Genomic DNA, 12,477 nt, shown 5'->3' with positions numbered 1-12,477 from the left:
GAACTCAGGAACGCTGGGCGCCGGCGGCGATGGCCGATGCATCACGGGCGCGCTGCCGCTGCTGGCGGCGCTCCTCGCTGAAGAAGGGATAGAACACCGTGATGAACAGCACGAACAGGAAGGCGTACTGCACGATGCTTCCCGACGAACCGTAGATCGCCCACAGGCAGTACACGACGGTCAGGCTGGTCAGGGTCCAGAACGCACCGGTGTGCACCAGGGTGTGCGAGCGCTCGACCACGAAGTAGCAGGCCACGCACGAATAGATGTACGGCAGCAGGGTCAGCACCACGGCAGCCGACGTGATCACATCGAACTGCGCCGATGCAGTTTCCGACGTCGAGGTGACCAGCACCGCCAGGGTCATCAGCACGGCCACGATCAGCACGCCCTTTACCGGCACGTCGTCCTTGTTGGTCCTGCTGAAGATGCTCGGGAACAGGCCGTCATCGGAGGCAGCCTTCGCGCTCTGCGCGGTCAGCAGGATCCAGCCGCCAAGCGAGCCGGCCGCGCCGACGAAGGCGCACAGGCTGACCAGCGCCCCGCCCCATCCACCCACGGCCTTGGCTGCCGCCAGCGCGAACGGGGCATCGGACATCTGCAGTTCCGCATTCGGCACCATGCCCATGATCACCGAGGAACTGGCGATGTAGGCGATGGCGGCCAAGAACACGCCGGCCAGGGTGGCGCGGGCGACGTTCTTTTCCGGATTCTCGACCACGCCAGCGGTCACCGAGGCCGACTCGACACCGATGAAGGCCCACAGCGTCAGTGCCGCCGCGCTGGAGATCGCACCGAAGTTAGACTCACCCGACACGTTGTAGGCGCCCTTGAAGATGTCCGCATCGAAGAAGAACCAGCCGAAGATCGCGATGCCCAGGATCGGCACCAGCGCGAAGCTGGTAGTGACCGTCTGCACCCGCGTCACGAAGGCCGGCCCGATCATGTTGGCGAAGCTCAGCGCCCACACCAGCGCCAGCACCGCAATGCAGCGCACCAGTGGTTCGGACAGGATCGGGAAGAAGTAGCTGAAGTAGCCGACGGCGGCGATCGGGATGGCGACATTGCCGATCCAGTTGGCGAACCAGTAAATGGTGTTGGTCTGGAAGCCCATGTAGGGCCCGAACCAGTCACGCGCATACGCATACGGGCCGCCCGCCTTGGGTGCCAGCTTGCCCAGCTTGGCGAACACGAAGGCCAGCAGCAGCGCGCCAGCCGTGGTGATCAGCCAGCCCCAGATGGAGGCGGTACCGATCTTCGCCAGGCTGGAGGGCAACAGGAATACGCCGGAGCCCATCATGTTGCCGGCGACGAGGAAGGTGGCTCCGACCACCCCGATCTTCTTTGCTTCTGCCATGACACTCTCCTGAAGCTGGCATTGGCCCGGCAGCACCGGGCATGGGGACTGGCTGCGCTGGCGTCGACCGCGCCGGCGGCTATCTGATGAAGTTGTATTGCAGACTGCCCTGTACACGGACGGTGTCGCCGCGCGCGCCACCTTGCTGCTCCAGGTGTCCGTACAGCAGCTCCATGCCCATCGTCCACGACGGTGCCGGGCTCCAGATCAAGTTGAATACGCCATAGCGGCTCTCGCGGAACGCATCGGCGTCCAGCGCGCGGTTCCGCTCCAGCGTCAGCTGGCCGAAGATCAGGTTCGAGCGCCACAGCCCGGACCAGTAATGGGTGTAGCCGACGAAGCCCCCGTGCAGGTCCAGCGCATCGAGCCGCCCAGTGGCATCGACCACTGCATCCAGGCCAGAACCGGTGAGGTCGGCGGTATAGCGGCTCAGGCCGCGTCCGCCCAGCACACCGAACAGCAGGAGATCGCGTTCGCCCACCGCCGCCGAGCCGCTCAGCTGCAGGCCACCGCCCACGCGCCGGTCGCGCTCACCCTCACCGTCATAGGCCAGGCTGCGCGCCACCGCACCCAGCTGCAGATGGCCCCAGTCGCGTTCCATGCGGGCGGTAACGCTGACGTCGGGCAGACGGTTGGCGGCCGCCCGCGTCTCGCTGGCCCCCGCCAGCTCGGTGTCCGGATCCTCGGCAGCCAGGGTCAGTGTATTGCCCCTGCCCATCGTGAAGCTGTGGTGGATGCCGGCCACCAGCAGATAGCCCGCGCCGCCAGGCCCGGCAAAGTCCAAGGTGTCTGGCAGGCTGTCGGCATCCATGAAGCTGGAATAGCCGTAACCGGCATAGGTATTGCCGAGCTGGCCATAGGCATGGCGCAGGCGGAACTGGTAGCCGTCACTGCTGCCGAAGAAGTCGTTTTCCAGGTAGAAGCGCAGGTTGCCATGCGTAGTCGGCCGCCGCGCCTCGAAGCTGAAGCGGGTCTGCTTGGCGTGGATGTTGAAATTGGACACATCGCGGTGGCTGCCGCCCACCGGTATCGACGAGGGGATGAACTGGTCCTCATCACCGGCCGCGCGTGAATCGGCGATGGCATCGAGCTTGGCGTAGCCCCCGATACGGATGACGGTGTCCGTGCCGGGGATGGCGAAGAAGCCTTTCAGGTCAGGATCGGTCGGGCCCGCAGCGCTGTCCGGGCGCGACGCTGCAGTGGAGGGATCGGCCACCGATTCACGCTGTGGCAGCACTGGCGATGCCACGCCAGGCACCTGGGTGGGATGCAGCACGGCCGTCGCGACTGACGTGACGGGCGCGGTGGCTGGCGGGGCAACGGACGCCGTCGTCGCCGCGCTGGCAAGGGCTTCGCGCTGTTCGAGGCGGTCCAGGCGCTGCTGCATGCCTTCCAGTGCCTGTCGCAGGGTCACGATCTCGCGCCGCAGAGCCTGCGCGTCATCCTCTTCGGCATGGGCCGGCGTTGCCGCCATCGCCGCCATGCACGCCAGACTCAGTCCTGCCAAGCGCATTGCATCCTCCATGGATGAACACCTGCCGAGCTCTGCCGGGCGGGACGCCTGCGCGTTCCCGACAGCGACCTGCCGTTGCTGGGTTGCGGAGTACTGCGTCGATGCCCGCAGGCAGCCTGCATGCTGCAGGCAACAGGACCATGACAACGCCCTGCTCTTTCTGTGGCTGGCTCGACTGCGGCTTCGCTGCCAGCGAGGTGGCGACCGCAGGCGTCTGGGTAGCAAGCCCGAAGTGAGGGTGTCGTGAATGACGCCGCACGAATCTCCTGCTCCAACCAGTTCCGTGGCGCTGCCCCTGTCGTATTGACGCTGAAATCCATGCGTCAAGGCTAGCGGGTCTGTCGTTTTCAGCCTTGATTGCGATCAAGTCACGATGCTTGATCTCAGTCACTATTCACAAGTGAAACCGCACCGCCTACTGCGCAGCTGTATCCAGCCGCACTGTCGCAGAACGCAGCAGGCCCGCACGTTGCCATGCGGGCCTGCTGTCATTCGACTGCGGTGCGGGAACGTCCTCAGCGCGGGCCGAGCACCTTCTGCAGGTCATCGCCCTGCGGCAGGCCGGCGCGGCGTTCGACGCTGCCCTGCTCATTCTGGAACAGGATGCCCGGCGTGCCCTGGAAGCCCATTTCCACCATCAGCACCTGGTTTGCATCCAGCTTGCCCGCCACTTCGCGGCTGATGCTCGGCAGCGGCTTGATGCCCCCCCGGTCGAACTGGTGTTCGTTGTCCAGCAGCGCGGCGCTGGGGTCGCGCGCGGACAGGATGGCTGCGGCCTTGGCTGGGCTGTCCTCACGGATCACGCCAACCATGATGTGGCGAAGCTGCACCTTGCCTGCATCCACCCACGGACGTGCCGCTTCCCAGAACTTGTGGCAATACGGGCAGTTTGCGTCACTGAAGGTATAGACCACGCGCGGTGCATCGGCCTTTCCGTCACGCACCCAGGCACTGCCTTCCAGCTTGGACCACATCTTGGCCGACATCGGCGCGGCCACCAGCTTCTCCACCGCCTCGGCGGCCACGTCGTTGCCCTCGGCATCGAACAGGCTGCCCACCAGCACATGCTTGCCATCGGCGGTGACATAGGCCGCCGCCGGCTGCTGGCCGCCGACCACGCCGGCGAAGCCACGCAGGCCACCCGGCGCATCGAACTCGGAAATGACTTCGAAGCCGTGCTTCTCGATGCCCTTCAGCACCGCAGGACGCTCACCCTTGCCTGCCGCAGGGGCTGCTGCAGCAGTCCCGGCAGGCGTCTTGGCCGGCGGCGTCTGTGCCTGGCTGCAGGCGGTAATGGCCAGCAGCATCGGCAGGATCAGGACCGCAGGCGCGGTGCGCAGGGAAATCGACAGCATGTGAACTCCAAAGGGAAATGCCCGCGCAGGCTACCGCAGCCTGCGCAGTTTGTGTTCAAGACCGGCGTGGGTCAGTTCACCCAGGTGCAGATCCTGCAGGCGCCCCTCCGCATCGAAGAACAGGGTCGAGGGATAGGCCCGCACGCCCAGCACGGTCGAGGCAGCGGCAGGCTCATCCAGCAGCACGTCGCGCAGCACAAGGCGCTCCGCGGTCAGGAACTGCTGGACCTCATCGAGGCTTTCGCCCTGGTTGAGAAAGACGAACTGCAGCTCAGGGTGTGCCTGCTGCGCCTGGGCCAGAACCGGCATTTCGCGCCGGCATGGCCCGCACCAGCTTGCCCAGAGATTGAGCACCACCGGCTTGCCATGGAACTGCGCCAGATCCAGCGGCTTGCCCTGCAGGTCCACCACCTGCACCGCGGGCAGTGACAACGTGTTGGCCTGCCACTGCGCCAGGCCGTAGCTGCCCAGGCCCCACAGCACTGCGCCTGCAAGGGCGCTGCACAGCACCGGAAGACGCAGTGAAGGGTGCCGGCGCAGGCTCCAGAGGCCCCACCCAAGCGCTGCAACCAGCACCACGGGCACGTGATAGCCACCATCGGCAATCTGCAACATGCTCCAGGGCGCTTCGCGATAGAAGGCGAAATTGGCGACGATGAAGGACACGCGGCCACAGAGCAGGCCCACCAGCAGCATGTCCAGCACCCGGCCCGCGCCTGAGGGCCGCTGCGGCACGGGCTGGCGCGACGACCAGAGCCGCGCGATGCCCATCGCCAGCAGCAGACAGACCAGGATCACCACAACCGGCATCGGCACCGGCCCCACACTTGGCATTGCATCACCTGCACTACATTCCAGAGGCCTGCATGGTCGGAGCGCTGTGCCTGTGTTGCAAGCGCCGCGCTCCGACCATGGCGGTCAGGCCGCGTCGAGCGTCGGCCCGGTGACCGGTACGACCGGCAAAGCACGAGACGCCATCGCAGCGGGCGCCGGCAGTGCGCGTTCTCGACGCTTGCAGCTCACGTGACGGCGGTAATTGGCCGGCGTCATGCCGACAATGCGCAGGAACAGGCGGCGGAACGCACTCTGGTCCGCATAGCCCACGCCCCAGGCCACCTCGTCGATGCTCGCGCCCTGTTGCAGCAGGGTCTGCGCCTTCGCCACCCGCAGCCGCTGGCAGTACTCGATGGGACGCAGCCCGGTGGCCTTGAGGAAGCGACGCTGCAGGGTGCGCGGTTCCAGACCGGAAACCTCGCAGATGGACGGCAGGGTCGCCCCGCGGGCCGACGTGGTGTGCAGCCAGCGCTGGGCCTTGAGCACGTCACGGTCGCCGTGGGCGAAATTGGCACTGAACCGTTCCAGGTCCTGCTGTACGCCCGCCGGCACGACAATGCCCAGCTGCTGCGCCACCGCACTGGCCACTCCCTGCCCGTGCAGGCGGTACAGCAGGCGCAGGCCGAGATAGCGCCATGCCTGCTGGCCGGCCACGGTCAGCAGATCGCCATCATCGACCAGCGCACGCTCGCTGGGCGCCCAGCTGGCGGCCTGCCCCTGCAGGCCCGGGTGGCGGCGCAGATCGGGACCCGCCACGGTACGCCCGGCCAGCAGGCCCGCCCGTGCCAGTACCCCCACGCCATCAGCCGCCGCCGACAGCAGGCTGCCACCGTCGTAATGTGCACGCAGCCAGTCCAGCAACACTTCCTCGGCCCGCACCGAAACCACCGGGCTGACCTGGCCCGGCAGGGCGATCACCGCAGGAATCGCCGCATCCAGCATGTCCGCACCTGTGACCCGGTTCACGCCGCGGTGGCTGGCGGGCACGATCCAGCGGGTGACCAGCACGCGCGCGCTGGGGCGACGCTGCTGCTGGGCAAGACGGTTGGCCACATGGGCCATTTCAGCCAGTACAGAGGCCGCGGAAGGATCTCCTCCCGGGTACTCGACCACGGCCACCTCGACGAAGCCCTCGTTCTTCAGTCCCTCCACACTCCCCTCCTCCATTCGTTCAGGCCGTCGAGCGGCCAGTTCAGGCGAGGGTAGGAACTGCCCCAACAGCGGGGCTATGAAGAAAGTTGCAAAGTGACCTGAATGGGGAAAGCGGATAAACCCTTGACTCTTGACCAGACTCCAGGGTTGACAATGGCCCCAGTCATCCAGGAGTGCGCCATGAACATTGGACAGCTGGCCCGCGAGGCCGGGGTGCCGATCGACACCGTCCGCTACTACGAACGCCAGCAGCTGCTGCCCACCGCAGCACGCTCCGCCGGCGGCTACCGCATCTTCGGCGAGCAGGACCTGCGCCGCCTGCGCTTCATCCGCCGCGCCAAGGCGCTGGGCTTCAGCCTGGAGGAAATCGCCGAACTGCTGACGCTGAGTGATCGCCACCAGCAGGACATGGCCAGCGTGCGCGATACCGCACAGGCCCGCCTGCTCGACATCGAGCAGCGCATGGCCGAGCTGCAGCGCATGCACGCCGCGCTGTCACAGCTGGTCGACGCCTGCCCGGGCCATGGCGACCTGGAGCAATGTCCCATCCTCGCCGCCCTGACCGAGGACAACGCATGAACAGCGGGCACCCGCATCCTGGACATGCACACGGCGCGGCAACGGGCGGCGGCAGCTGCTGCGGCAGCGCGAAGCAGGCGCCACTGGCAGTGAAGGATCCGGTCTGCGGCATGGACGTGGACCCGGCCACCAGCGCCCACCATGCCAACCACGATGGCCGTGACTGGCATTTCTGCTCGGCACGCTGCCGCGAACGCTTCCTGGCCGACCCTGCCGCCTTCGACGGCAGCACGCCCGCAGCCGGCGCCACAAAGAAGGCCGGTGGCTGCTGCGGCGGGCATGCGGCGCCCGCCGCTGGCACCGCCACGGTGAAGGACCTGGTCTGCGGCATGGACGTGGATCCTGCCAGCACCGCGCACCACGCTCACCACCAGGGCCAGGACTACCACTTCTGCAGCGGCGGCTGCCGGCAGAAATTCGTCGCCAACCCGCAGCGCTATCTCGATCCGTCGTCCTACGTCGCACCGGAGGTGCCTGCAGGCACGCTGTACACCTGCCCGATGGACCCGGAAATCGTGCAGGAAGGCCCCGGCACCTGCCCGATCTGCGGCATGGCGCTGGAACCGATGATGCCCAGCCTGGACGATGGCGAGAATCCGGAACTGACCGACTTCCGTCGCCGTTTCTGGGTCTCGCTGCCGCTGAGCGTGGCAACGATGGCGCTGGCGATGCTGGCGATGACCCCGTTGCTGCACGCGCTGTCGCCCACGCTGCGGGTGTGGATCGAAGGCGCGCTGGCCACGCCCGTGGTGCTGTGGGCCGGCTGGCCGTTCCTCGAACGCTGGGCGCAGTCGATCCGCAACCGCAGCCCCAACATGTGGACGCTGATCGGCACCGGCGTCATCGCCGCCTACGGCTACAGCGTGGTGGCCACGGTCGCACCGGGCGTGTTCCCGCCTTCTTTCCAGCAGCACGGCCACGTGGGCGTGTATTTCGAGGCGGCAGCGGTGATCATTTCGCTCACCCTGCTTGGTCAGCTGATGGAACTGCGCGCACGGGCCAAGACCTCGGCGGCGATCAAGGCGCTGCTGGGCCTGGCACCGAAGACCGCGCGGCGGATCGATGCCGATGGCAGCGAACATGACGTTGAGCTGGCATCGGTGAAGGCGGGTGACCGCCTGCGGGTGCGCCCCGGCGAGAAAGTGCCGGTGGATGGCCGCGTGCTGGAAGGCCGTTCGACGCTGGACGAATCGATGCTGACCGGCGAACCCGTGCCCGTGACCAAGCAGGCCGGCGACAGCGTGATCGGCGCGACCCTGAATGGTTCGGGCGCGCTGGTGATCGAAGCCGAGCGCGTGGGCGACGACAGCATGCTGGCGCAGATCGTGCAGCTGGTGGCACAGGCGCAACGTTCGCGCGCGCCGATGCAGCGCATGGCTGACAAGGTGGCGTACTGGTTCGTGCTGGCGGTGCTGGCCGTGGCCGCGCTGGCGCTGTTCGGCTGGGGCCTGTTCGGACCGGAGCCGTCGTGGACACATGGCGTGCTGAGCGCGGTGGCGGTGTTGATCATCGCCTGCCCCTGTGCGCTGGGGCTGGCCACGCCGATGTCGATCATGGTTGCCACCGGGCGCGCCGCGCAGCACGGCGTGCTGTTCCGCGATGCCGAAGCGATCGAAGCACTGGGCAAGGTCGATACGCTGGTGATCGACAAGACCGGCACGCTCACCGAGGGTCGGCCCGCGTTCGACGCCGTGCATGCCAGCGATGGTTTCGAGGATGGGCGGGTGCTGCAGTGGGCCGCCAGTCTCGACCAGGGCAGCGAACATCCGCTGGCCGAAGCCATCGTCGCCGCGGCACGCAGCCGTGGCCTGCCGCTGCTGGCGGTGGAGGCGTTCGATTCGATCACCGGGCTGGGCGTGCAGGGTCGCGTGGAGGGCCGCGCGATGTGGCTGGGCAACACGGCATTGATGGCCGCGCAATCGGTGCAGGTGACCGCACTGCAGGAACAGGCCGATGCCCTGCGCCGACGCGGTGCCAGCGTGATGTACCTGGCGGTGGACGGCCAGCTCGCCGGACTGCTGTCCGTGGCGGATCCGATCAAATCCACCACCGCCGAAGCCATCGCCGCACTGCATCGCGACGGCCTGCGCATCATCATGGCCACCGGTGATGGTTTGCTGACCGCACAGGCGGTTGCATCCACGCTGGGCCTGGACGAAGTACACGGCGAAAGCCGTCCCGCCGACAAGGCCGCACTGGTGCAGCAGCTGCAGGCACAGGGTCGCGTCGTGGCGATGGCCGGCGATGGCATCAACGATGCCCCTGCCCTGGCCAGTGCGAACGTCGGCATCGCCATGGGCACCGGCACCGACGTGGCGATGTCCAGCGCACAGGTCACGCTGGTGAAGGGCGATCTGCGCGGCATCCTGCGTGCGCGCCAGTTGTCGCGTGCGGCCGTGCGCAACATGCGCCAGAACCTCGGCTTCGCCTTCCTCTACAACGGCTTGGGCATTCCGGTCGCGGCTGGCGTGCTGGTGCCGTGGGGCATTTCGCTGTCGCCGATGCTTGCCGCGGTGGCGATGAGCCTGAGTTCGGTATCGGTCATCAGCAACGCGCTGCGCCTGCGCGCACAGCGCCTGCCGCCCGGCTGACATCGGCGACGCAACGGACGTGAAGAAAAGTGCAACAAACGCTTGCCAACCCCCGGGGGCACAGCTATTATTTCGCTCCTCAGCGACGTGGGGCCATAGCTCAGCTGGGAGAGCGCCTGCATGGCATGCAGGAGGTCAGCGGTTCGATCCCGCTTGGCTCCACCAATCTTTCGGCATTAGGCCGTCGAAAGGTCGCAAAAGAACATTGATGAGATCTGCGTCCCCATCGTCTAGAGGCCTAGGACATCACCCTTTCACGGTGGCGACCGGGGTTCGAATCCCCGTGGGGACGCCAACTCATCACGAACAACGAGGACCCGGCCGATAACCGGGTCTTTTTTGTTCACCGCCTACCGGCGTTCAGGTTGTGGCGTTGTGGATCCCCTGCCCTTGTGGCTCAGGTGGACCAGAACGAAGAAAGCGAAAAAAAAAGCTTCCACAAAGGTGAATACGTTGGTAAGATAGGCGGCTCGGTAACACGGGGCCATAGCTCAGCTGGGAGAGCGCCTGCATGGCATGCAGGAGGTCAGCGGTTCGATCCCGCTTGGCTCCACCACTTTCGACATTAGGCCGTCGAAGGTTCTACAACTTGAAGTTTTTCGTGCGTCCCCATCGTCTAGAGGCCTAGGACATCACCCTTTCACGGTGGCGACCGGGGTTCGAATCCCCGTGGGGACGCCAATTTCAAAACGGACCCTGCTCCCGGCAGGACAATCCGGAGTTTCATGGGGCCATAGCTCAGCTGGGAGAGCGCCTGCATGGCATGCAGGAGGTCAGCGGTTCGATCCCGCTTGGCTCCACCACTTCGACATTAGGCCGTCGAAGATCTACAACTTGAAGTTTTTCGTGCGTCCCCATCGTCTAGAGGCCTAGGACATCACCCTTTCACGGTGGCGACCGGGGTTCGAATCCCCGTGGGGACGCCAATTCTTGAAGACCCCGGCCTCGGCCGGGGTTTTTCTTTGCCTGTCATCCAGGCATCGAGTTCAGAAGCGCCGATACATGCCGACCGACGCCGGTGCGGTGGGTGCAAACCCGAACTGCGCGTACAGGCGATGCGCCTCGCCATCGGCGAGCAGGCTCACATATGCCGACGGCGGCAGATTCGCCTGCATCCACGCATCCAGCCGCCGCATTACTTCCTTGCCCAGCCCCTGCCCCTGCAACCGCGGCAACACGGCGATATCGCAGACCTGCAGGTGGCAACCGCCGTCGCCGACGATCCGGCCCATCGCCACCAGCTCACTTCCCTGGTAGGCGCAGACGCCGAACAGCGTGTTGGGCAGCGCGCGGCTGGCGGCCTCGACGGTCTTCGCACTCAGCCCGGCCAGCAGGCGCAACTGGCAGTAATCCTCCACGGTCGCTACGCCGTCGCGGAACTGGCAGGTCGTCGAATCACTCATGCGTCATCTCCAAGTGGTCAGGCTATCCTGCCGTAGTCACGTCGCAGCCGCTGCGACCTTCGCCCACAGAACGCCCATGTGCTACTCCGCCCTGATCCGCGCCGACTACGCCAAGCTTGTCCGTGAATACGGCGCCGTGCTGTCGCTGGAAGAATTTGCCGAGCTGTACGCGCACGATCCCGGCAAGAAGCGGCCGAAGACACCCAAGGCGATGGACGATGGCTTTGCCGGCGCGCGCACCGGGCAGGGCCGCGACATCGTGGCGAAGATCCAGCAGTGGCATGCCGAGGAGCAGCAGGCGCTGCAGGCCGAGCTGTCGAAGCAGAGCGAACGGCGCGACATCGCCCACGCCACCCTGGCCACGCGGCCGACACAGAAAGCACGCAACGACCTGCGCGTGGCCAGCAACCGCATCGAACGCGCGCAGGCACGCCTGGACGACCTGCACCGGGTGCAGCTGCTGCCGCGCGACAACCGCATCTTCCCCGGCACCTACGCGCCGGTGATGGTCAGCGAAAACGGGCAGCGGGTGATCAAGCCGATGCGCTACCAGTGCCGCCTGCCGGACAAGCCCGCACGCAACGACGTTCTCTACCCGGGCACCTACAACGCGCGACGCGACAGCCTGGAAGGTTACTGGCGCGGCGCCTTCGGCCTGCGCCACGGCGTGGTGGTGGTCAGCGCGTTCTACGAGCACGTGCCGCGCCATGCCATGGCCGGCCGCAGCCTGGATACCGGAGAAAAGGAACGGGACGTGGTGCTGGAATTCCGCCCCGACCCGCCACGTGATCTGCTGCTGGCCTGCCTGTGGGCCGAGTGGGAAGGCCCGGAAGGCCGGCTGTTGTCCTTCGCCGCGATCACCGACGCACCGCCGGCCGACGTGGCTGCCGCCGGTCATGACCGCGGCGTGGTGCCGATCCGGCCGGAACACCTCGATGCCTGGCTCAACCCCGATCCGGACCAGCTGGCCACGCAGTACGCGATCCTCGATGACCGCGAGGATCTGCGTTACGTCTACGAAGAGGCGGCCTGAGCCTGAGCCCGGCGGTCAGGCCTTGGCGCTGGAACGGCCGACCGCGCGCACCAATGCGCGCGACAGATCCGCCGACAGGTAGGGCTTGACCAGCAGCACGCCGCCGCGCATCGATGCAGGCAGCTGATCGGCGGTCATGCCGGTGGCCAGCACGAAGGGCACGCCGCGTGCGGCCAGGGCCGCGGCCACCGGTTCACTGGTCTCGTTGCGGGCCAGCCGGTAATCCAGCAGAGCCACGTCCGGCGAGGTGTCCTGCAGCAGGCGCAACGACTGGGCAACCGTCTCGGCCAGACCGACCACCACGGCGCCGGCCTGCACCAGCTGCATCTGCAGCAGGGCGGCACTCATCTCATCGTTCTCGACCACCAGTACCCGCAGGCCTTGCAACGCAGTCATGGGCCTCCCTCCGGCGCCTGTCAACCGGATCCAGTATAGCCATCGCCCAGCCATTACCGACAAATCAACGGGCTTCCGGCCCTGTGCGGAGGCGCCTCTATGAAGGTCCGCCGGGCTCGGTTACACTAGCCCGCTGCTGCCGGTGTGGCGGAATGGTATACGCAGCTGACTCAAAATCAGCCGGGGGTGACCCCATGAAGGTTCGAGTCCTTTCACCGGCACCATCGAACAAAAGGCCAGGTCACCGACCTGGCCTTTTGCGTT

At 66.6% G+C, this 12,477-nt stretch carries 10 protein-coding genes and 7 tRNA genes; 10 read left to right on the top strand and 7 right to left on the bottom strand.

Translation table 11 applies throughout. The features are described 5' to 3' along the window. Positions 1-4: 4 nt before the first annotated feature. From adiC to C1926_RS05910, 5 genes are all read right to left on the bottom strand, one after another. A complete protein-coding gene (adiC, locus tag C1926_RS05930; RefSeq protein WP_108758553.1) occupies positions 5-1,357 on the bottom strand; it encodes an arginine/agmatine antiporter in 1,353 nt (450 codons plus the stop codon). A 79-nt stretch (positions 1,358-1,436) separates the two neighbouring features. Next, a complete protein-coding gene (locus C1926_RS05925) occupies positions 1,437-2,870 on the bottom strand; it encodes a DcaP family trimeric outer membrane transporter (protein WP_108758552.1) in 1,434 nt (477 codons plus the stop codon). Between the two features lie 515 nt (positions 2,871-3,385). Then, complete coding sequence (gene dsbG / locus C1926_RS05920) at positions 3,386-4,225, bottom strand: thiol:disulfide interchange protein DsbG (protein WP_079222265.1); 840 nt, start codon at positions 4,223-4,225, stop codon at positions 3,386-3,388. Positions 4,226-4,255: 30 nt separating this feature from the next. Further along, entirely contained in the window at positions 4,256-5,059 is an 804-nt protein-coding gene (locus tag C1926_RS05915; protein WP_108758551.1) for a TlpA disulfide reductase family protein, read from the bottom strand. A gap of 84 nt (positions 5,060-5,143) precedes the next feature. Next, positions 5,144-6,211, bottom strand: a complete 1,068-nt coding sequence (locus tag C1926_RS05910; protein WP_108758550.1) for a helix-turn-helix domain-containing protein — start codon at positions 6,209-6,211, stop codon at positions 5,144-5,146. A gap of 180 nt (positions 6,212-6,391) precedes the next feature. On the opposite strand from C1926_RS05910, the gene C1926_RS05905 reads away from it, so the two are divergent. The 8 genes from C1926_RS05905 to C1926_RS05870 all read left to right on the top strand — a co-directional run bounded on the left by C1926_RS05905 (position 6,392) and on the right by C1926_RS05870 (position 10,307). Next, a complete protein-coding gene (locus C1926_RS05905) occupies positions 6,392-6,790 on the top strand; it encodes a heavy metal-responsive transcriptional regulator (RefSeq protein ID WP_079222268.1) in 399 nt (132 codons plus the stop codon). Further along, positions 6,787-9,381 carry a heavy metal translocating P-type ATPase gene (locus C1926_RS05900; RefSeq protein WP_108758549.1) on the top strand — a complete coding sequence of 865 codons (2,595 nt, stop codon included), beginning with the start codon at positions 6,787-6,789 and terminating at the stop codon, positions 9,379-9,381. The genes C1926_RS05905 and C1926_RS05900 overlap by 4 nt, the downstream gene beginning before the upstream one ends. An 89-nt stretch (positions 9,382-9,470) precedes the next feature. Next, positions 9,471-9,546: transfer RNA gene (locus tag C1926_RS05895), tRNA-Ala, on the top strand. Positions 9,547-9,600: 54 nt separating this feature from the next. Continuing rightward, a tRNA-Glu gene (locus tag C1926_RS05890) sits at positions 9,601-9,676 on the top strand. Between the two features lie 185 nt (positions 9,677-9,861). Further along, positions 9,862-9,937 (top strand) — tRNA-Ala (locus C1926_RS05885). A gap of 49 nt (positions 9,938-9,986) precedes the next feature. Further along, positions 9,987-10,062 (top strand) — tRNA-Glu (locus C1926_RS05880). A gap of 46 nt (positions 10,063-10,108) precedes the next feature. Continuing rightward, a tRNA-Ala gene (locus C1926_RS05875) sits at positions 10,109-10,184 on the top strand. 47 nt (positions 10,185-10,231) lie between these two features. Next, a tRNA-Glu gene (locus tag C1926_RS05870) sits at positions 10,232-10,307 on the top strand. A gap of 60 nt (positions 10,308-10,367) precedes the next feature. On the opposite strand, the gene C1926_RS05865 is transcribed toward C1926_RS05870, so the two are convergent. Next, positions 10,368-10,784: a GNAT family N-acetyltransferase gene (locus C1926_RS05865; protein ID WP_108758548.1), complete on the bottom strand. Its 417-nt coding sequence runs from the start codon at positions 10,782-10,784 to the stop codon at positions 10,368-10,370. A gap of 76 nt (positions 10,785-10,860) precedes the next feature. On the opposite strand from C1926_RS05865, the gene C1926_RS05860 reads away from it, so the two are divergent. Then, positions 10,861-11,817: an SOS response-associated peptidase family protein gene (locus C1926_RS05860; protein ID WP_108758547.1), complete on the top strand. Its 957-nt coding sequence runs from the start codon at positions 10,861-10,863 to the stop codon at positions 11,815-11,817. Positions 11,818-11,832: 15 nt separating this feature from the next. Here the strand turns inward: C1926_RS05860 and C1926_RS05855 are convergent, their stop codons facing one another. Continuing rightward, positions 11,833-12,213, bottom strand: a complete 381-nt coding sequence (locus C1926_RS05855) for a response regulator (protein ID WP_108758546.1) — start codon at positions 12,211-12,213, stop codon at positions 11,833-11,835. 138 nt (positions 12,214-12,351) lie between these two features. Here C1926_RS05855 and C1926_RS05850 point away from each other — a divergent pair. Further along, a tRNA-Leu gene (locus C1926_RS05850) sits at positions 12,352-12,437 on the top strand. Positions 12,438-12,477: the final 40 nt, after the last annotated feature.

This window comes from Stenotrophomonas sp. ZAC14A_NAIMI4_1 (genome assembly GCF_003086915.1).
Taxonomy (GTDB): domain Bacteria; phylum Pseudomonadota; class Gammaproteobacteria; order Xanthomonadales; family Xanthomonadaceae; genus Stenotrophomonas.
This window is presented reverse-complemented; position numbering and strand designations above follow the sequence as displayed.

Bases quoted from the DNA above. Each gene is read 5' to 3' on its own strand.
- adiC (WP_108758553.1), bottom strand. From the start codon at position 1,357: ATGGCAGAAGCAAAGAAGATCGGGGTGGTCGGAGCCACCTTCCTCGTC.
- C1926_RS05925 (WP_108758552.1), bottom strand. From the start codon at position 2,870: ATGCGCTTGGCAGGACTGAGTCTGGCGTGCATGGCGGCGATGGCGGCA.
- dsbG (WP_079222265.1), bottom strand. From the start codon at position 4,225: ATGCTGTCGATTTCCCTGCGCACCGCGCCTGCGGTCCTGATCCTGCCG.
- C1926_RS05915 (WP_108758551.1), bottom strand. From the start codon at position 5,059: ATGCCAAGTGTGGGGCCGGTGCCGATGCCGGTTGTGGTGATCCTGGTC.
- C1926_RS05905 (WP_079222268.1), top strand. From the start codon at position 6,392: ATGAACATTGGACAGCTGGCCCGCGAGGCCGGGGTGCCGATCGACACC.
- C1926_RS05900 (WP_108758549.1), top strand. From the start codon at position 6,787: ATGAACAGCGGGCACCCGCATCCTGGACATGCACACGGCGCGGCAACG.
- C1926_RS05865 (WP_108758548.1), bottom strand. From the start codon at position 10,784: ATGAGTGATTCGACGACCTGCCAGTTCCGCGACGGCGTAGCGACCGTG.
- C1926_RS05860 (WP_108758547.1), top strand. From the start codon at position 10,861: ATGTGCTACTCCGCCCTGATCCGCGCCGACTACGCCAAGCTTGTCCGT.
- C1926_RS05855 (WP_108758546.1), bottom strand. From the start codon at position 12,213: ATGACTGCGTTGCAAGGCCTGCGGGTACTGGTGGTCGAGAACGATGAG.